This window comes from Maribacter sp. HTCC2170, assembly GCF_000153165.2.
Classification (GTDB): Bacteria; Bacteroidota; Bacteroidia; order Flavobacteriales; family Flavobacteriaceae; genus Maribacter_A.
In genome coordinates this window covers 2,763,378-2,781,997 of sequence record NC_014472.1, presented here as the reverse complement: position 1 = coordinate 2,781,997, position 18,620 = coordinate 2,763,378, and the positions used below count along the sequence as shown (strand labels likewise).

The 18,620-nt window shown below is 35.4% G+C and carries 21 protein-coding genes; 18 read left to right on the top strand and 3 right to left on the bottom strand.

Features of this window, described 5'->3' with window-relative positions; genetic code table 11:
• Window positions 1-66 precede the first annotated feature (66 nt).
• A complete protein-coding gene (locus FB2170_RS12180) occupies window positions 67-888 on the top strand; it encodes a DUF1853 family protein (RefSeq protein ID WP_013306865.1) in 822 nt (273 codons plus the stop codon).
• Between the two features lie 58 nt (window positions 889-946).
• On the opposite strand, the gene FB2170_RS12175 is transcribed toward FB2170_RS12180, so the two are convergent.
• Both FB2170_RS12175 and FB2170_RS12170 read right to left on the bottom strand, forming a co-directional pair.
• Complete coding sequence (locus tag FB2170_RS12175) at window positions 947-1,792, bottom strand: DUF4249 family protein (protein WP_013306864.1); 846 nt, start codon at window positions 1,790-1,792, stop codon at window positions 947-949.
• Between the two features lie 4 nt (window positions 1,793-1,796).
• Window positions 1,797-4,196, bottom strand: coding sequence for a TonB-dependent receptor (locus FB2170_RS12170; protein WP_041633202.1), 2,400 nt, complete (start codon window positions 4,194-4,196; stop codon window positions 1,797-1,799).
• A gap of 288 nt (window positions 4,197-4,484) precedes the next feature.
• On the opposite strand from FB2170_RS12170, the gene FB2170_RS12165 reads away from it, so the two are divergent.
• The 7 genes from FB2170_RS12165 to FB2170_RS12135 all read left to right on the top strand — a co-directional run bounded on the left by FB2170_RS12165 (window position 4,485) and on the right by FB2170_RS12135 (window position 11,173).
• A complete protein-coding gene (locus FB2170_RS12165) occupies window positions 4,485-5,051 on the top strand; it encodes a hypothetical protein (protein ID WP_148232104.1) in 567 nt (188 codons plus the stop codon).
• A gap of 152 nt (window positions 5,052-5,203) precedes the next feature.
• Window positions 5,204-6,916 (top strand): FAD-dependent oxidoreductase, encoded by a 1,713-nt coding sequence (locus tag FB2170_RS12160; protein WP_013306861.1) that lies wholly within the window; start codon window positions 5,204-5,206, stop codon window positions 6,914-6,916.
• Window positions 6,917-7,002: 86 nt separating this feature from the next.
• Window positions 7,003-8,049: a serine hydrolase domain-containing protein gene (locus FB2170_RS12155; RefSeq protein WP_013306860.1), complete on the top strand. Its 1,047-nt coding sequence runs from the start codon at window positions 7,003-7,005 to the stop codon at window positions 8,047-8,049.
• A 305-nt stretch (window positions 8,050-8,354) separates the two neighbouring features.
• The gene (locus FB2170_RS12150; protein WP_013306859.1) at window positions 8,355-9,227 is read left to right on the top strand and encodes an SDR family oxidoreductase; all 873 of its coding nucleotides are present in this window, start codon (window positions 8,355-8,357) and stop codon (window positions 9,225-9,227) included.
• Window positions 9,228-9,412: 185 nt separating this feature from the next.
• Window positions 9,413-9,850: a hypothetical protein gene (locus FB2170_RS12145; protein WP_013306858.1), complete on the top strand. Its 438-nt coding sequence runs from the start codon at window positions 9,413-9,415 to the stop codon at window positions 9,848-9,850.
• 171 nt (window positions 9,851-10,021) lie between these two features.
• Complete coding sequence (locus FB2170_RS12140) at window positions 10,022-10,510, top strand: hypothetical protein (protein ID WP_013306857.1); 489 nt, start codon at window positions 10,022-10,024, stop codon at window positions 10,508-10,510.
• A 147-nt stretch (window positions 10,511-10,657) separates the two neighbouring features.
• On the top strand, window positions 10,658-11,173 hold the full coding sequence (locus FB2170_RS12135) for a hypothetical protein (RefSeq protein ID WP_013306856.1): 516 nt from the start codon (window positions 10,658-10,660) through the stop codon (window positions 11,171-11,173).
• 88 nt (window positions 11,174-11,261) lie between these two features.
• On the opposite strand, the gene FB2170_RS12130 is transcribed toward FB2170_RS12135, so the two are convergent.
• Window positions 11,262-11,645: a hypothetical protein gene (locus FB2170_RS12130; RefSeq protein ID WP_049782670.1), complete on the bottom strand. Its 384-nt coding sequence runs from the start codon at window positions 11,643-11,645 to the stop codon at window positions 11,262-11,264.
• Between the two features lie 287 nt (window positions 11,646-11,932).
• Between FB2170_RS12130 and FB2170_RS12125 the strand changes: the two genes are divergently transcribed.
• The 10 genes from FB2170_RS12125 (at window position 11,933) to FB2170_RS12075 (ending at window position 18,579) form a co-directional block, all read left to right on the top strand.
• A complete protein-coding gene (locus FB2170_RS12125) occupies window positions 11,933-12,766 on the top strand; it encodes a LytR/AlgR family response regulator transcription factor (RefSeq protein ID WP_013306854.1) in 834 nt (277 codons plus the stop codon).
• A gap of 127 nt (window positions 12,767-12,893) precedes the next feature.
• Complete coding sequence (locus FB2170_RS12120) at window positions 12,894-13,556, top strand: CPBP family intramembrane glutamic endopeptidase (protein WP_013306853.1); 663 nt, start codon at window positions 12,894-12,896, stop codon at window positions 13,554-13,556.
• Window positions 13,557-13,802: 246 nt separating this feature from the next.
• Window positions 13,803-14,507 carry a DJ-1/PfpI family protein gene (locus FB2170_RS12115; protein ID WP_013306852.1) on the top strand — a complete coding sequence of 235 codons (705 nt, stop codon included), beginning with the start codon at window positions 13,803-13,805 and terminating at the stop codon, window positions 14,505-14,507.
• A gap of 59 nt (window positions 14,508-14,566) precedes the next feature.
• Window positions 14,567-15,043: a DinB family protein gene (locus FB2170_RS12110; RefSeq protein WP_013306851.1), complete on the top strand. Its 477-nt coding sequence runs from the start codon at window positions 14,567-14,569 to the stop codon at window positions 15,041-15,043.
• On the top strand, window positions 15,021-15,530 hold the full coding sequence (locus FB2170_RS12105; RefSeq protein WP_202795950.1) for an EthD family reductase: 510 nt from the start codon (window positions 15,021-15,023) through the stop codon (window positions 15,528-15,530). The genes FB2170_RS12110 and FB2170_RS12105 overlap by 23 nt, the downstream gene beginning before the upstream one ends.
• Window positions 15,531-15,875: 345 nt before the next feature.
• Window positions 15,876-16,307, top strand: coding sequence for a hypothetical protein (locus FB2170_RS12100; RefSeq protein ID WP_148232103.1), 432 nt, complete (start codon window positions 15,876-15,878; stop codon window positions 16,305-16,307).
• A gap of 418 nt (window positions 16,308-16,725) precedes the next feature.
• Entirely contained in the window at window positions 16,726-17,154 is a 429-nt protein-coding gene (locus tag FB2170_RS12090) for a hypothetical protein (protein ID WP_013306847.1), read from the top strand.
• Between the two features lie 202 nt (window positions 17,155-17,356).
• Complete coding sequence (locus FB2170_RS12085; RefSeq protein ID WP_013306846.1) at window positions 17,357-17,590, top strand: hypothetical protein; 234 nt, start codon at window positions 17,357-17,359, stop codon at window positions 17,588-17,590.
• A 61-nt stretch (window positions 17,591-17,651) separates the two neighbouring features.
• Window positions 17,652-17,915, top strand: a complete 264-nt coding sequence (locus FB2170_RS12080; RefSeq protein ID WP_013306845.1) for a DUF2024 family protein — start codon at window positions 17,652-17,654, stop codon at window positions 17,913-17,915.
• 55 nt (window positions 17,916-17,970) lie between these two features.
• Entirely contained in the window at window positions 17,971-18,579 is a 609-nt protein-coding gene (locus FB2170_RS12075; protein ID WP_013306844.1) for a MarR family winged helix-turn-helix transcriptional regulator, read from the top strand.
• Window positions 18,580-18,620 lie beyond the last annotated feature (41 nt).

The window sequence follows — 18,620 nt, the reverse complement described above, 5'->3', positions numbered from 1 at the left end:
CACAGAGGTCCGATTAAATATCCCTGAAAGATTATCAAAAAATATTCACGTAATTTAGTTCTCCTTATGCCACAAGAAAATCATCAAGGCCAATTTTTTGGGTTTCTAAATACTCCACCCCTTTGGGAAAAGGAACAGTTTGGAATACAACAGTTCGATTTTCCGGATCTAGATTTGGCATCTTTTGTTCCATCTCACATTCCCAATACAATTCGTTTGGGCCATCAAATGGAATATGTCTTTAAACAATTGATGGAGCAATCTGAAACCTATGACCTGCTGCTACATAATCTTCCCATTAAAAGAGAAAAGAGAACTATTGGAGAAATAGATTTTGTTCTCAAAGAGCAAACCTCAGAGAAACTGACCCATGTAGAACTCACGTATAAATTCTATATCATTGATCCAGAAGTTGGGGAAGCTATTCATCAATTGATCGGTCCTAATAAGCTTGATAGCTTCTTTGCCAAAATGCAAAAAATAAAGCACAAACAATTTACATTATTACATGCTGAAGATGGCGTAAAAGCCTTGGAGCAACATGCAATTGACCACACACAAATTGAACATCAATGTTGCTACAAAGCCCAATTGTTTAAGCCGTATGGTGAATCCAAAAGCAATATAAATCCATTGAACAATTTATGTATTGTAGGATTTTGGTTAGGATTTGAAACGTTTAGGGGAAGTGATTTTCAGCATTATGAATTCTACATTCCCAATAAATCCAGTTGGGTCATTGCCCCGCATAATGATGTTGAATGGAGCAACCATTCCGAAATTAATACGGCGATACAACTGCAAATGTTCAAAGAAAATTCACCCATGGTTTGGATGAAAAAATCGGAAACGGAATTTGAGAAGTTTTTTGTGGTCTGGTGGGATTAAGAATAACAAGCCTAGAGGCAAAAGACCTTCCTTTTACCTCCAAGCTCGCACTCCGCTCCTACTCAACCGTATAGCTCACTTTGTTCACCTCAGTAAGTCTAAAATACCCATGGGCATAGTTATCCGGATTAGTGGCATTCACACAGTTTCCTTTTACTGATACGGGTGTGGCCTCAAAAAGTCCTACACCACCAATTTGGTCTATAAGTATTTCCATATAATTCTTGTAGGCCTCCGAGATACCATACATCTCAATAGCAACAACATCATCGGGTTGTAAGGACTCGTTTTTATCTGTATCCTCATCATCTTCCAATTCGTACCACCAATCAATTTCATTGCCATTAACGAACTCATCATAACCCACCTCTAAATCGGGTAACAACTCACCACTTTTTCGGAAAACAAACAAGTATGAATTTCCTTCTTCAGGTGGGTCATTGAAAACAACGTGTAATTCTATATCCTCATCACTAAAACCATCTTCGGTATCTTGGTATAAATCGATTATGTCCGGTACTGCGGTCAATGTTTCAGTAGCAAGGTAGGTTTGACCGTCATGAATTACCTCCAAGGCATAGGGTTGTCCAAGTACAGGTACAAATTCATTGGTCGTATAGTTTCCATTATTCTGGTCCTCAAATATGAATACGGCACCGCTATCATCGTTGGTAACTGTTACCGAAGCACCAGCTGCTGCCGTTGTACTTGACGAATCAAAAAATGCCGTCGATGTACGTAATGTAATACTTTGCTCATTTCCCGTTGTGCCTTTTTCCCAATCTAAAGAAGCTTCTATGACCAATCTGGTTTGTGCCGTTTGTACGGGTACATCAATTACATCTTCACATGAGGTGAATGCAACGATTAAAAGTAGTAAGCTTGTTCTTATATAGTTCTGCATGATCTTAAAATTTAAAGTTGTAGGTAAGTGAAGGAACAATTCCGAAAATGGCTGTTCTTGTAGCCTCATTGGCTCCGGTCTCAAAATTCTGTCCAAACGAAATGGAAGCTGCATTCTTACGATTATAGGCATTATAGATTCCCAATACCCATTCTCCTTTCAGCCGCTTTTCCGGTTTACGATTGGGTTTATAATTTACCGAGAGATCCAAACGGTGATATGCTGGTAAACGATCTGAGTTTCGTGGGGCATAACTGGCTATTGAAAGCCCTTCATACTCATATTGCCCATTCGGGTAGGTTACCGGTCGTCCTGTCTGGAACACCAAGTTTGTTCCAAAACTCCATTTATCATTGAGTTTATAGGCCCCAGATACTGAAATATCATGTGTTCTATCATAAGGCGTATTGTACCATTCGCCATCAGCGATTCCTAACCCACCTGCGGTACCTCCTGGTGTACGTTGTTCCGATTTTGAAAGTGTATAGGCTATCCACCCCGTAAATTTTCCTTCGTTTTTACGGAGCAGGAATTCCAATCCGTAAGCACGGGATTCACCATTCAATATTTCCGTTTCAATGGTATTCTGTCCAATCAAATTAGAACCATCTATATAGTCTATTCTATTGTCCGTGTTTTTATAATAGGCTTCCACCTCCATAGAATATATTTTATCCTTGAAGTTTCTGAAATACCCTAAAGCATATTGATTCGACAATTGTGGTTTTACATATTTTCCACTGGGCGTCCATACATCCAAGGGTGTTGCCGAAGAAGTGTTGGATAATAAGTGGATATACTGCGCAGCTCTTGAAAAACCAGCTTTTATTGAAGATACTTCGTTCAACTCATAGGCCAATGAAACCCGCGGTTCAAAATTACCAAAGGTTGCTATGGATTCGTCTTTTTTATAATCGGTCTCCCCTATTTCGGTTCCTCGTTCATAAATACCCAAGACCGTATTGTACACTACCGGTTGGTCATTTTCATAATCTACCATGGCCTGACCACCCAATCGTGCAAAACCACTATAGCGCAAACCGTATTGTGCGGTGAGCTTATCGGTGAGTTTGTGTTCTGCATTTACATATACCCCGCTTTCAAAGGCTTTTTTACGATCTAAAGACATTGCGTTCACCGCTGAAGTTTCTGTGGTAGGCTTAATTTGCCCTGGGTCAAAATCGTAGTAAATACCACTTGCTCCAAAATCGAGCTTGAATTTGTCACTGAAATAGTATTTAAAGTCATATTTCAAGTTGTAATTGTTGATTGAGGATACCCAATCAAATTCGGCTGCTGTTATGCCCAAATCATAATCGTACTTGCTCACAATTACCGATAAATTGGAAAACAAGCGATCATTGAAAATATGATTCCAACGTAGGTTACCTGTTGAGTTACCATAACTACTATTAAAATTATCACCCAATTCAAAAGCATCACGCCCAAAATAACCAGAAAGGAAAATTCGGTTTGCTTCATTAAGTTTATAACTTGCCTTAAGGTTAAGGTCATAGAAACTTACGCTATTATCTTTCCCTGCTGCTTTTAATAAAAGGTCGGCATATGAACGTCGGCCAGCAATCAAAAATGACCCTTTATCATTGAACATGGGGCCTTCTAACGCCAATCGACTAGAGATAATACCAATACCACCTGTTGCGGCAAAGCGTTTGCTGTTCCCATCTTTCTGGCGCACATCGAGTACCGAGGACACACGACCACCAAAACGGGCAGGAATACCCCCTTTGTACAGTTTTACATCTTTTATCGCATCGGCATTAAAGACCGAAAAGAAACCAAACATGTGCGAGGTGTTGTAAATGATCGCTTCATCGAGTAAGACCAAGTTTTGATCACCCGCACCACCACGTACATGAAACCCACCCGTACCTTCACCATTATTGGTAACGCCGGGTAGCATTTGCAAGGACTTTAATACATCTACTTCGCCCAAAACCACAGGCATTTGTTTTACTGTGGCAATGTTCATTTTAGCAACGCTCATCTCTGGCTTACGCAGTATGGCGCGCTCAGGCTCATCGGCGGTAAGTATGACCTCGTCTAGTTGGGTAGAGAACTCGGCAATTTCAAAATCCAATTTTTGATTGCTCGTTAGACTTATTTCCTGATTGATCTCTGAATACCCCATATATGAAATATGCAAGCTGTACTTCCCTTCCGGAGCGGTTAGTGAGTAGAACCCGTATTCGTTGGTGACTACCCCAATAGCGGTGCCTTTTAAAAAGACCGAAGCCCCAAATAAGGTTTCCCCATTGTTTTGATCACTGATCGTACCACTAATGGTATACTTGGTTTGCGCAAGGGCATTGGAGGTAAGTAGAAAAGTGAACAGCCAAAGGCCAATGACCAATGGCCGATTACATTTGATTTTTTGAAACATTGATTGATGATTTTTATGATTGTTTTTTTGTTCCCTACTAGAGACAGCGGCAAAAGTAAAAGGTTGCATGCCACCTAAATTTTATTTGTGAAAAGTTTAGCAAAAACTATTAAAGATTCGATAAAGACGCGATTTAGTGAAGGTTGATAAGTTCGAATAAAAGTTGACAAGTAGGGTTTTTCCAAGGAAAATAAAATAGTAAATTCGTAGGAATGACATAAGGTGGATAGCATCAATGATAATATCCCCATGTTAGGCAACATTATGAAAAGGGCAAATTATTTTGGAATGGCATATCAATTTTGGAACCTAACTCGCGAGGCCATTGTTGAAATGAAAAAGTTGGAAAACAAAACAATGGTTTTTTCTAATTATGACCCAAACCAAACCGAAGATGAATCGAGATTGACATACAAGGATAAAACAAAATGGAATGATTTTAATGTTGGTGTTCCAATTTTGTTCAATTTCTATCATGGACTTGAATTATTCATGAAGGGATTACTTCAAGAAGTTGGGAAACTTACTCCAACTCAAAAAAATCATAAAATAACAGAAATATTAAGTCGAATTAAAGAAAATGAATCATTATTCACATCAGAAATAATTGATTTATTAGAATATTACATTGGCACAAATAATCCTTTCCATTTATTCTTTGAAGCTAATGAAGGAAATGTTGATGATTTCTATATCTTTCTTCGTTATCCTGAATCAAGGAATAGTGAAAATGATTATACATTTAAGGAAATATGTGGCAATGAAAAGCCTGGTCTAAAAAGGTTTGTACAAATTCGGAAAGGATGTAATGATTTAAAATGTTCCATAATTAATTGGAAGAAAAACGTTGCCTAACAATACCTATAATCCATTGCGGTGGATTTCCTAACGGAAATCCTTAATTTTATACAATGGCTCGGGGCTAAGCGGAAAAGTCCTGTGGACGTTTTCCGCAACAGATCATAGACGAGCCGTTGTAGCAAATAAACAAGTTGTTTCTAAAACAAATGAACTTAACACGAACCTTAATAGCGGTAATTTTATATTCTACTATTGCTCTGTTGTCTTGTAAGAGTGATAATAATGGTGTCCTACTTTCGGCAGATGTTGTTATTTATGGAGGCACTTCTGCGGGTATATCAGCTGCAATTCAAACTGCACGACTTGGTAAGTCGGTGATATTAATTGAACCAACTAATCGCCTGGGAGGACTCACCACAGGTGGTCTTGGGCAGACTGATATAGGCAATAAGCAGGTAATTGGAGGTATTTCCCGTGAATTTTATCAGAATATCAGGAAATACTACGAAGATTCTGCCAATTGGATTTGGCAGATAAGAGCCGAATATAAGGATGGAGGACAAACCCGATCAGGGAAAAGCGAAGATGCTATGTGGACGTTTGAGCCTTCTGCCGCTCTAAAAGTTTTTCACAACATGATAAAGGACCTCGACATAAAAATAATATATGAACAAAGACTTAACAGGAAAACTGGAATAACTAAAGTTGACAATGCCATCCACTCTATTACTACTGAGTCAGGAGACACCTACTTTGGGGAAGTTTTTATTGATGCAACTTATGAGGGAGATCTCATGGAAGCTTCAGGAATCTCTTATACAGTGGGCAGAGAATCTAATTCCCAATACGGAGAATCCCTAAATGGTATTCAGGCTAATAAAGTGAGTGAAACATTGCTGGGGACTGTTTCGCATAACAGCGTACACCATGATTTCATAGATGGGGTAGATCCCTACATTGTAAAAGGCGATTCATCAAGCGGACTTCTGCCTTTTATCAATGCTGGTGGTCCTGAAACTGATGGCTTGGGTGATAAAGGAATACAAGCGTACTGCTTCCGAATGACCCTGACAGACCATCCCGAAAACCGAATACCATTTAAGAAACCAGAGAATTATGACGAACTGGAATATGAACTCCTGTTCCGTAATTATGAAGCAGCTGACGGAGCCTTAGAAGAGATGTATTCTTATGGCGACCCTCTACTCCCTTGGATAAATTCAGCTATGCCCAACCGGAAAACAGACACCAACAACCAAAAAGGGTTTTCAACTGATTTTATTGGACAAAACTGGGACTATCCTGAAGCTTCGTATGAAGAACGAGAAGAAATTGTAGAACGTCATCGTCGGTATCAGCAAGGATTAATGTGGACACTGGCCTATCATCCCCGTATTCCTAAAGAAGTGAGAACAAAGGTATCGCAATGGGGAACCTGCAAAGATGAATACGAACGCAAAGATGGTTGGCAGCAACAACTCTACATTAGAGAAGCCCGCCGTATGGTCGGCGCATATGTAATGAGTCAGAAAAACTGCGAAGGAATTGAAAAGATTCTCGACCCAATAGGTATGGCTGCCTACGGTATGGATTCCCATCATATTAAGCGCTATGTAAACTCCAAGGGATTTGTTTCCAACGAGGGAAATGTGGAAGCCAGTGTTAAAGCTCCTTTTCCAATAAGTTATCGTTCCATTGTGCCCAAAAAAGAAGAATGTGATAATTTGCTTGTACCAATATGCCTCAGTGCTTCACACATAGCATTTGGTTCAATTCGTATGGAGCCAGTGTTCATGGTTCTTGGTCAAAGTTCAGCAGTTATAGCATGCCTATCAATTGATGAAGGCAAAACTGTTCAAGATTTAGAATTCAACAAATTAGAAAAAGAGTTGCTTAAACAAAAACAAATATTACGGTAAAAAATTGATACAACATTGTATAAAAAGCATTCAACCGCTTCTTATACTTGCCGTTACCATCAACGGAAATAAACAACCGAGCGAATATGACTGAATTAGAAAAAACGTTACAAACCATTTTGGATAAAAAAGTGGATTGTAAAAAGGTATTCGGGACATCATTTGCTGTCAAAAAGGGCAGTTTTGTTTGGCATGGAACTTCTGGAAATTTATCTAAAAACCAGCCTTACTTCATTGCTAGTACTACCAAATTATTTTCGACTGCTATAATTCTGAAGCTAAAAGCAGAAAACGTTCTAAAACTTGATGACAAAATCAGCAACTATATAGACAAGTCAATTTTATCAACTCTGCACATCTATGAAGGGAAAGAGTATTCAGAAAGAATATTAATCAAACACCTCCTCGCTCACACATCAGGACTTCCTGACTACTTTCAGGATAAAGGAGCAAACGGTAAAAGTTTAGAAGATGAACTACTAAATGGAAATGACCAATCTTGGAATTTTGAACAAGTTATTGAAAGGGCAAAAAAAATACCCACTCTTTTTGCTCCAGGCACTAAGAATAAAGCACATTATTCTGATACAAATTTTCAGCTATTGGGTAGAATCATTGAAAACATAACAGACAAATCATTTTACCAAAACTGCAATGATTTAATCATTAATCCACTTAATCTGACAAAAACCTATTTATATCAAGACCCAATAGACAGTAAACCAAAAACTCTTTATTACAGAAAAAATGAACTCAACATACCCAAAGCAATGACCTCTTTTGGACCAGACGGTGGGATAGTTTCAACATCCGAAGATATGCTTGTGTTTATTGAAGCATTTTTTACTGGAAAATTGTTTCCTTCTTCGTTCATTGACGAATTGAAAGAATGGAATAAAATATTTTATCCAATGCGTTCTGGAATTGGATTACATTTATTTAAACTCCCATGGATTTTCAATCCAACAGGTGTTGTGCCTAGTTTCATTGGATATTCAGGACTTTCTGGTGCATTAGCATATTACAGCCCTAAAGAAAATATCTACATTGCCGGAACAGTAAATCAGGTGGCGCATCCTGATATTTCGTTTAAAACTATGATAAAACTGACACAAAAATTGAAGAACAAATAGGAAGCGCTGGTGGTAACAACGCATAACCCAGCCATGACTAGATTGGGCTAACTAGAAATTCAGACAAATAGTGTAACTTAGTCTAAACTGGAAAAACTAGCACACGGCTTTGCCGGCGCTTGCGAAATTTGAAAATCCTCGTCTCATCTCGTTAATTGGAGCTCAGTCTGGCGGAAAGTTTTACGCTGGCGTTCAATTGAGACTCCCTTGCCGACCGTGCAGCCGCATACCGCCACGGGCGTTATGCAAAACCGTTGGCGGTAATTGTAAAAAGAATTTAATTAAACATTAAAAAGCATAACATTATGAAAAATATTTTAATTACAGGATGCAGTTCGGGCTTTGGACTAATGGCAGCGAAATATTTGGCTAAAAAAGGACATCATGTGTATGCTAGCATGCGCAATACACAGAATAAAAACAAATCAAAGGTTGAAGAAATTTTGAACTTTGCTAAATCCAATAACTTGAAAATTGAAGTAATTGATATAGATGTTACTTCGGATAAAAGTGTTGACGAAGCAGTATCACAAATCGAAAAAGTAGACGTACTCATTAATAACGCAGGTCGTGGTTATGGAGGTCCGATAGAATCGTTCAGCTCTGAACAATTTATAGATCAATTGGATCTTAACATCGTTGGAACTTTTAGGGTTGCCAAAGCCGTTTTGCCCATTATGCGCGCTCAAAAAAGTGGTTTAATTATTCAAATAAGTTCTATCGCAGGTCGTTGTTGTTCGCCTGGTTTTGGGATTTATCATGCTAGCAAATGGGGATTGGAAGGATTTAGCGAATCTCTACGCTATGAACTAGCACCTTTAGGGATTGATGTAGTTATGGTGCAACCAGGTCCTTTTGCAACAGACTTTTTCAGTACTGTAATTCCATCTGAAGATCAAGAGATTTCTCAGGCTTATCAGCATGTTGGTGAATTCAGTGAGACTTTTGGTAGCCAGGTAATGTCGGCGTTTGAAGATAAAAATGCACCAACGGATCCAATGTTAGTGGTTCAAGCATTTGAAAAATTAATCGACACGGAAGATGGTAAACGACCTATTCGCACCATGGTGGGCATGGATTTTGGATTGCAAGCTATTAACGAGGTCACCGAGCCAATTCGCCAGAGTCTTTTGAAAACTTTTGAAATTGTCGATTGGGATGGACCAAAAGCGAATTGAATAAAAATCAATGGGAGTCAAATTAGGGTAAACTATCGTCAACAGTGGCTATAATTCATTATGGCAAAGAGTTAAAACAAAACTTGATTTATAAATCTATCGACTAGATTTCGACGGAATAACCCTCCGGATGATTCCACCACGAGATTATAGCCGAATCGTTGGCAAACATTTAAAAACTCCTCATGAAAAAAAGAAAGATTATTTCATTGTTACTTTTGATTATTGGACTTGCTTTAAGTGTTGCATTTATAATAAAGATTGAATTTCCTCAAGGATTCGAAGAATATTTTAAAAGAGAATACTACAACCAATTTGGTCCTTTAGCAATAAGTGTTGAGCTATTAATTGCAAGTTATTACCTTTTTATAGGTCATAAAAAGACAAATTTTACTTTAGCTCTTTTTGGATTTACTGCTTTACTAGATCCTCTTTTTAATCAGATAGGGCTTTTCAATAGCATAGTACCCTTATACGGCACAATAGTTTTATCGATTTGTGCTCTTTTATGTCTATGGCTAGCATTTGCAAACACATTTAAATTAAAACGTTTATCTAATATTGCAGCTATATTAGGTGTTGTCCTTGGTGTTTTTGTTGAACTATTCTTCAATTACCTATAATAAACTTTAGCCAACAACGTGTATAATTAATTGCTGCGGATTTTTACTTCGGAAAATCATTCGCATTAATTATCCTAACCAAGAGCGGAATGTTTCTTACGAACCATCCCGCAACTAATCATAGCTCAACCGTTGTGCAACATATGTAAAACAGAACGAAACACAAACCAAATGGAAAAGAATTCAATTTTAAAACAAACATCTAAAACGGTAACTGACAGTTCTGAACAAATATTAACTCAACTTAAAAATGGATTTTCTAAAATTGGAGATATTGGGACTAATACTAAAAACAAATTTGTTGATTATGTAAAAGATGTATTTGATGTTTTACCTTTAATTGAAAACGTTGGATTTAAAACAAATAGACTGATTGTTGGAATTTCTGTTCCTCCATCGATAGAAATTCATTTCAGTAGATTTAAAGAACTTAATCAAGAAGAGACTGAAAAATTACTTGAATTATATTCTGACCGAAAAATGTTTAAATTGATATTCAAAGCGTTGAAAATGTCCAATGAATTTCAAGGAAAATTATCCTCGGACACCTTAGTTTTTAGTGAAACTTGTATTGAGATTTCAATTCCACCAAAAGTCAGTATTAAATATCTGAACAAAGACATTTCAAATCTGACTAAAATAGAAACTGAATTTGATTAAAAAACGTTGCACAACAATGTATAAAAATAATTACTCGATTTTGGGCCAAACCAAAGGTAGTTGCAAGTTTACTACGTCTGATCTTCCTGCCGAAAATCCGCGACCGTAAGCCCGCAACGAAATCATAGCCTTACCTTAGCAATAATTATGAAAAATACGTTTCTAAAGAAAATATTACTTCTGAAAATGATGTTGATTTCCTTCAATTCATTTGCTTGTGACTGCGAATGCCATGGAGATTGTTCTTTTAGTCAAATTTCAAGCGGAATGGAATTTGTTGCACTTGTGAAAGTGATTGAATATTCGGATTATCTTGACCAAGAAATAATTGGGTACGACAAAAAAATGCCTTTTTCAATGACCGTCGAAATCATAAAAAAGTATAAAGGAACTGAATCACGAAAAAGAATTAGAATCTGGGGAGATGATGGAGCACAATGCAGACCATATATTACGGAATTTGAAGTTGGAAAATATTATTTAATTGCACCAACTCTGATTAAAGAAAATTCTGAACTTGGAAAGAAAGACGATTATGATTTTTTCTTTTGTTGGACTGATTATTTGATTGTTGATTACAACAAAGGAATTGCCTATGGAGAATACTCAAAACGGAAAAATAAAATAGCGCTGAAAGAATTTGAAAGCGGAATAAAAAAATAACTACTGCCAACAAATTCTATAAACAATAGCGCCATTATGGGAGGCTACTGCTCATGGCCCAACCGTTGTACCTAATAGCGAGAATATTCTACTTTTGTAATTGAAAAAAGAGGTATGGCGCAATTGTTATCCAAATCAGGACTAAGATCCAAACCCTACCTTTCATAATATTGTAATCATGGAGCAACTTATCCCAAGAATTCCCTACGATATAGTGCCCGAAAACAAATTCGAAAACTACTGTAAAGAATAGCCATAAGAAACCAATCATTATTGCTTGATTGACCGACTCAGGTTCCCATATTTTGAAAAGTACCCATACATAAATACCAAAAAGCACTATCATAGTACCTGTGGACATCTGATGAGCTTGAAGTTCATTTAAACGATTCACTAGAAATTTCTCTCGAAATAGTCCGTTAGCGATTGCTATTAGAATCATGGGGAACCAGGCAATTATATATTTCCACATTGGCGTCATTTACTATTAATAATTCATCTTAGCTATTAATTGAAACTAATTATTGATAAATATAATCAATAGGTGAATAATCTTTAAGCTCTACAAATACAATAAGGTACAACAACGTGTATAGTTCATTACTTTGATTTTCCCAATCGTAAAATCCAACGCTGCTGAACCATGGTCTGGCTAATTTCCTATCTTAGTCGATGCAACGAAACCATACACAAAGCGTTACCTGCAATAGTAATAAAATCGTCCAGAAATAGGTTGACCAAAAAATGAGCTTCTAATTCATGAGTACTACACCACCAACCAAGAATACGGTAAAAATAGCATTACAGGCATTTATCAGTAGTTCTGCTTGGCGTTGGTTTCAAAAGGTCATTGTATTGACGATTTTCTCTTTAGTGGTAAATCATTTAGCAACACGTGATAGTTTTCCAGGTGGTGAATCGTATAGATTCCCCATAGAAGGTTTTCTGTCATCCATTGTTTTATGTATTCTGATTGGAATCATAGCGCATTTTAATTTTAAATTCTACAAGAAAAAATATTTCTCTAAAAAGGTAGAAATTGTCACTATTATTTGGTTTATGGCTTCTACTCTAGGATATATTGCACTCATGTATATTCCTGTAAATATTATTGCAGATAAAGCTGTGGGTGGACAGACAGTGTTTTATTATTTATTAATTGGTTTGCTACTTACCTTATTATTGAGTTTTATTCTAATAGGTTTATGGTATGCACAAGACATATATAATTTGTACAAGCTATCCATAAAAGATGCTGAAATTACAATTGAAAGCGGCGCAAAAATCACAAAGCTCACTTATGAAAATATCCTGTGCTTTTACAGCGAAAACAAAATTGTGTATACGGTTCAAAAAGATGGTACAACAATTACCACCGATTTTACATTGAATGAGCTCGAGGAGAAAGTAAATGATCAATTATTTTTCAGAGCCAATCGTAAAATTATAATCCACAAAGATGCGGTAGACCAAATTGAAAAGATTGAAAATGGCAAGTTGCGTATTCGGTTAAAAGCCTCTATTGAAAACGATGCAATTGCTGAAATCTATATCAGTCGTTACAAGCGAAAAGCATTTATGAGTTGGTTTTAATAAAAGATGCCATCAACTACCGACTATTCAGTTATAAATATGCTACCATTCAGTAAAAACGTAAGTATTTAAAAGGTTTTTCAGAGATTTAGTTCAGTATTTCGTAAAGAACTAAAATCAATTAAAAATGAACAAACTGACCTTACAACAAACACTAATTCCATTAATCACCATTACAATCATCTGCTTTTTATGGTTTGGACCCATCAGTTTAAGCTACATAGAAAATGTAGTTATTTCAATATTAATCATTATTGCTAATTATATAGAATATAAAGGAAAACCATTTTCAGCACTTGGATTTCATCGTGAAAATTTCACCGTCAAAAACATAGCCGTACATGCTCCATTAGTTGCGCTAGGACTCTTTGCTTTTTATGTCTTTGCATTAGTTCCAGCAACTACCAAACTCACAGGAGTTCCTATAGATTATTCAAGTTTTGATTCATTGAAAGGAAATCTTCCGGCCTGTTTAATTGCAATACTGGTAGTTTGGGCTACCGCTGGTTTTGGAGAAGAAATTATCTTTCGCGGTTATTTTATGCGTCAATTTGTAAAATTCTTTGGAGAGAGCAAAGTCAGTATGGTGCTTAACATTGTCCTACTTGCTTGTTTTTTTGGCTTAATGCATAGTTATCAAGGAATTACTGGGCAACTAGTTGCAGGGTCCGTCGGAGCGCTTTTAGCCCTGATATTCTACTTGCGTAAATACGATTTGTGGTTCATTGTTGCTGTACACGGTTTTTTTGACACCATTGCCATAATTTGTATTTACTATGGTTTGGCGTAACCATAACAAGTAATAACAATTATTCCTTGAATTTACTCAATAAAATATGCCTTTTACACTATATTTTTACGATAAGAATTAATCAGAACAAAACCTATAATCCATTTCGGCGGATTTCCTAAACGGAAATCGGTAGCTTTATAAAAAGAATCAGGCTACGGCGGAAAAGTCCTGCGGAAATTTTCCACAACAAATCAAAGCCGAACCGTTACCTGCAATTTAAAAAAACGAAAATCTAGTAAATAAATGAAAATAGTAATTTACATATATAACGGAATAACAATGCTGGATGCTATTGGTCCATATGAAGTTTTAAGAAATATGAGAGATGCTGAAGTTTATTTTGTAGCAGAAAATAAAGGCGAAATAAAAGCAGACTCTGATTATGTTCATTTAAACGCAAAATTTGACATTAATGAAATCGAAAGTGCAGATATTTTATTAATTCCAGGTTCTGCAATTACTTTCATTAGAGAAATGAAAAATGAAAAAGTTCTGAATTGGATTAACAAAATTGACAAAACTACTAAGTGGACCACTTCTGTGTGTTCTGGTTCTCTAATTTTGGCGGCAACAGGATTACTCAAAGACAAAGAGGCAACATCGCATTGGAAACCAATAAATTTGTTAAAAGATTTCGGAGTAAAACCAAAAAACAAAAGAATAGTTAAACAAGGAAAGTATATAACCGCTGCAGGAGTATCAGCAGGAATAGATATGGCATTATATTTATCAAACGAAATAGTAGGAGAAATAGAAACTAAAGCAATACAACTGGTGATTGAATATGACCCAAATCCAATTTACGATTCAGGAAGTATTTCCAAAGCATCAAATGAAGTTGTTAAAATGGCAGAAATAAAACTTGCTAAAGACGCAAAAAAGGAAATAGGATTGATGGACTTATTCAAATCTGGAAAAACATTAATGAAAATAAAAAAAAGCAGATGACAATGTAAATAAAAAATATAATTAAAAACATTGTACAACTTTGGCTATAAGAAATTAAAATGAATAGAACATTTAGGAAAGGAGCTATTGGGGCTTTAACTGACGAATACGAAAAAGCTCTGAACGAATTAAAAAACTTGCACCTGCAGATTCCTGACGCTGAATTCCAAAAAGTATATAATGAAAAAACTGACGTTGACTTTCAATCAGTAAGGAATATAGTTTTGCATATGATTAATTCGGGATATGTTTATGCGAATCATATTAGAAAAAGGTTTGGGAATAATTATGTTGTTCCAAAAATAGAAATTGAAAAAACTGAACAAGGAATATCTAACCTTGAAAAAATGTTTGAATATACGGTTGAAACTTTTGAAGACAAATGGCATTTGACATATGACCAATTAATGAATACTATAATCAAAACTTCTTGGACAACTTACGATTTAGAAGCTATTACCGAACACGCAATCGTTCATATTTTAAGACATAGACTTCAAATTGAAAAAATGATTGCAAAACACGGAATTATATAGTACTTATGAGATTAAAAACTACCGCCAACACTCTATAAAATTAATTGATATTATGATTAGGACTAAAATTTTCATGGCAACCTTCGCATTTATAAGTTTGATAGGTTGCAAATCCGGTCAATTTAAACCTACAACCATACCACAAACTGGAATGTTTAAGGTAGAAATACTTTACCCGAATGGAGAAGATAAAACCTTTGACATGGACTATTATGAAAAAAAGCATATGCCAATGGTAGCCTCATTTTTAGGCGCAAATTTAAAATTTTATGAAATTGATAAGGGTATAGCTGGCAGAACGTCAACTGATAAAGTGCCTTTTGTGGCAATAGGCTATTTTTATATTAGCGATGTTGCTGAATATAATAAAGCGATAGGACAAAATATAGATGCAATTATAAGTGACTTTAAAAACTATACCAATATTCAGCCCGTTATACAGATTAGTGAAATTAAAAAGGTGAATACCTTAATACTAAATAATTAAAAGATGGATATTACTGAAAGAAAAATGTTCGAATTTAATAGAAAACGGAATTTAAAAGGCACGTAACTGAATTAGGAGCTACATATATCAACGAATTGAATTGGAAATGGAAATAAAAAAAATACTAATGACAACCATGCCTATAAGTCCATTACTTACGGATTTCCTAAACGGAAATCCTCGCTTATTCACTAACTTTATGCTATGACAGAAAAGTCTGGTGGACATTTTCCGTAGCAGATCATAGCCGAACCGTTGGCAATAATTATGAATTATCTTAAACACATAGTTTTATTAGTTATTATTTTGACTTCTTTTGAATTGAGTTCCCAAGATACCTTGAACATGAAGGAAATATATATCGACAACGATTTAGTCTATAAAATGGATGGACAGAGATTTACAGGACTTGCTCAACGGAAACGAAAAAATGGATATTTGACTTACGAAGAAAATTACAAGGACGGAGTTATTTTATCTAGTAATCTCTATTTTAATACTAAAGAAAAAAAGATTTCTGATAAAACCATATATAACCGATACAAACTATGGGTTATTGAGAAGGAAATAAGGTTTAGACTTTCAAAAGATACATTAGAGATAATAAGTTATGATGAAAGTGGAAAAAAAGTATTACTTGAACAGTTTGAAAATAATAAATTGACCTACAGCTGTGAATACGATGGCAGAAGAAGGCATGGAAAAGAATTCTGTTATGACAATAATGGAAATGAATTAATTTTTGAATATATAAATGGTAAAAAAGTAAAAGAATGAAACCATTGGTAATACTTGGTGTTGGACTTGTATTATGGATATTGAGTATTTACTTAGTTCGTAAATGGAAATATTTTTGGATTTTTTTTGCTGTTAATTTTGCAATTTTAACCATTTACACCATTTATACAATCTATGGGAATTTGAGTTTTTTAGGCCATGACGAGTATGGCTTGGGAAGATTAATAATGTTATTCGCGGTACCTCTAATACATGTTTTAGTTGCCTTCGTTCTTGCAATAATTATAAGATACCGCCTGAAAAAAATAACTATTGCCAACTAAACCTATTAATCCATTACTTACGGATTTCCTAAACGGAAATCCTTAACTTTATACAATGTCGGGACCAGGAAAATTATAATCAAAACGTTGCGTGTAAGCCCCCAAGTACGAACAGAAAATTAAAATCATGTAATATGAAAACAGAATTGAACTTTAAAAGACCATTTTTGAATTTATTCATTGCAATTCTTTTCTTAACGAGTCCTGAACTAATTGGTCAAGAAAAAATATCAGTTGATTTAAAAGATTTTAAAGTTATCGTTGAGAAAACCGACAACGGCATACGAATGAAAGGTGTTGAAGGAAGTGCTTGGAGTGACTTGTCGTTTAGTCTAAACGCGTACCAATCACAGGCAGTTGATGAATATGGAATGGCCAAATTGGATGATGTTTCTCTGGACAAAGACAACAATCTTGCTGATTTTTTATTTACGATAACTAAAACGGAAAACGGACTTGAACTCAAAGGAATCGAGGGTACCGCTTGGACTGAATTAAGTTTTGCACTAGCTGAAAACAAAAAACAAGCTATTAACCAACTCGGAATGACGAGTATGAATTAAAACACTTATACGATCATGAAAAACGGCAATTAGTCATGCTTATTGCTCCGCTCATAATGGCAGTTGCCCTACCCTCTCAAAACAATAATCTTTAATTTGGATATATAGAACAAGCGAAAATAATTGTACCAAATTTGGTATTGTTAGGATTCCTTACTATTTTTGTATTGCAATTGTGCATTAATTATAAAAACCCTTTAAAATGAGTAAATCAATTTTCTATCACGCAGGTTGTCCAGTTTGTATAAGTGCAGAACACGACATCATAGGATTAGTAGGAAGTGAAAACGTAGAAATAGTAAATATTGGAGAAGACAGGTCACGAATAGTTGAAGCCGAAACGGCGGGAGTAAATTCTGTTCCGGCTTTGGTTACACCTAATGGCAATACACTTCATATCAACTTTGGTGCTTCTATGGCAGATGTAAAAGGTTAATTTTAATCTATAAAGTTAGGAGTCCTAATTTAACAGGCTCCTAACTCTTAAACATCGTAATATGAAAGTTTCAGTTTGGGATACCTACGTAAAACGTAAAGATGGCACAACAATGCACTTTGATATTCTAGTACCGAGTAATTTGAAAAATGAGCATTCCATTTATGGTTACGGTAAAGAATACTTAAAAGGCAAATCATTTAAAACCAATGACTTAACTACAAAAGAATGCAGGTTTTGTCATATTGAACAAGCAACGGAAGAGATAATCCTATCCGTTGAAGAAAAAGGGTTTGCCGTCATAGAAATGGAAAATTGCAACTAATTTAATTAGGATTGCTAACTTTGGCTGTCTGCCGAAATTCGACAGGCTTTTTATTATGGGCAATAGTATTTTTAATCCAAGCAATCAAGAGAGCGATATTTCAAGTAAAATTGTAGCTGGTCTTGAACGAATATCGGAGGCATTTAAAGTTCTTCTATGGGAAAAAGCCAAATTGTTAGGGTTAAGTCCTATTCAAATCCAAATCCTGATTTTTATTTCCTATCACAAAAATGACATTTGTAATGTAAGTCATTTAGCCAAAGAATTCAATATCACTAAACCAACAATAAGTGATGCTATTCGAGTTTTGGACAAAAAAGGCATGATTACAAAAGACTACTCTTCGACCGATAGCCGTAGCTACTCAATTAGACTATCAAATTCAGGGAAAAATATCGTTAAGGAAACTGAAGATTTTGCCAATCCTATACAAAGTCAACTCAAAAGCAATGAGCGTACCGATTTGGAGACTCTATTTAAAACTTTGAGTAAGTTGATTTACCAATTGAACCAAAATGAAATACTTACCGTCCAACGTACTTGTTATGGCTGCAAATTTTACAGCCATAGCGAAAATAAAGATTACTGTAACTTATTGAATAGTGAATTATTGAATTCTGAGATACGACTGGATTGTCCAGAATTTGAAGAAAAAACAGCCTGAATTAACTTCTATATAAAAAATAGTATAAAAAGGGTGTAATA

Excerpts from the sequence above, each read along its gene's own strand:
- FB2170_RS12180 (WP_013306865.1), top strand. The coding sequence starts at position 67 with ATGCCACAAGAAAATCATCAAGGCCAATTTTTTGGGTTTCTAAATACT.
- FB2170_RS12175 (WP_013306864.1), bottom strand. The coding sequence starts at position 1,792 with ATGCAGAACTATATAAGAACAAGCTTACTACTTTTAATCGTTGCATTC.
- FB2170_RS12170 (WP_041633202.1), bottom strand. The coding sequence starts at position 4,196 with ATGTTTCAAAAAATCAAATGTAATCGGCCATTGGTCATTGGCCTTTGG.
- FB2170_RS12165 (WP_148232104.1), top strand. The coding sequence starts at position 4,485 with ATGGCATATCAATTTTGGAACCTAACTCGCGAGGCCATTGTTGAAATG.
- FB2170_RS12160 (WP_013306861.1), top strand. The coding sequence starts at position 5,204 with ATGAACTTAACACGAACCTTAATAGCGGTAATTTTATATTCTACTATT.
- FB2170_RS12155 (WP_013306860.1), top strand. The coding sequence starts at position 7,003 with ATGACTGAATTAGAAAAAACGTTACAAACCATTTTGGATAAAAAAGTG.
- FB2170_RS12150 (WP_013306859.1), top strand. The coding sequence starts at position 8,355 with ATGAAAAATATTTTAATTACAGGATGCAGTTCGGGCTTTGGACTAATG.
- FB2170_RS12145 (WP_013306858.1), top strand. The coding sequence starts at position 9,413 with ATGAAAAAAAGAAAGATTATTTCATTGTTACTTTTGATTATTGGACTT.
- FB2170_RS12140 (WP_013306857.1), top strand. The coding sequence starts at position 10,022 with ATGGAAAAGAATTCAATTTTAAAACAAACATCTAAAACGGTAACTGAC.
- FB2170_RS12135 (WP_013306856.1), top strand. The coding sequence starts at position 10,658 with ATGAAAAATACGTTTCTAAAGAAAATATTACTTCTGAAAATGATGTTG.
- FB2170_RS12130 (WP_049782670.1), bottom strand. The coding sequence starts at position 11,645 with ATGTGGAAATATATAATTGCCTGGTTCCCCATGATTCTAATAGCAATC.
- FB2170_RS12125 (WP_013306854.1), top strand. The coding sequence starts at position 11,933 with ATGAGTACTACACCACCAACCAAGAATACGGTAAAAATAGCATTACAG.
- FB2170_RS12120 (WP_013306853.1), top strand. The coding sequence starts at position 12,894 with ATGAACAAACTGACCTTACAACAAACACTAATTCCATTAATCACCATT.
- FB2170_RS12115 (WP_013306852.1), top strand. The coding sequence starts at position 13,803 with ATGAAAATAGTAATTTACATATATAACGGAATAACAATGCTGGATGCT.
- FB2170_RS12110 (WP_013306851.1), top strand. The coding sequence starts at position 14,567 with ATGAATAGAACATTTAGGAAAGGAGCTATTGGGGCTTTAACTGACGAA.
- FB2170_RS12100 (WP_148232103.1), top strand. The coding sequence starts at position 15,876 with ATGAAGGAAATATATATCGACAACGATTTAGTCTATAAAATGGATGGA.
- FB2170_RS12090 (WP_013306847.1), top strand. The coding sequence starts at position 16,726 with ATGAAAACAGAATTGAACTTTAAAAGACCATTTTTGAATTTATTCATT.
- FB2170_RS12085 (WP_013306846.1), top strand. The coding sequence starts at position 17,357 with ATGAGTAAATCAATTTTCTATCACGCAGGTTGTCCAGTTTGTATAAGT.
- FB2170_RS12080 (WP_013306845.1), top strand. The coding sequence starts at position 17,652 with ATGAAAGTTTCAGTTTGGGATACCTACGTAAAACGTAAAGATGGCACA.
- FB2170_RS12075 (WP_013306844.1), top strand. The coding sequence starts at position 17,971 with ATGGGCAATAGTATTTTTAATCCAAGCAATCAAGAGAGCGATATTTCA.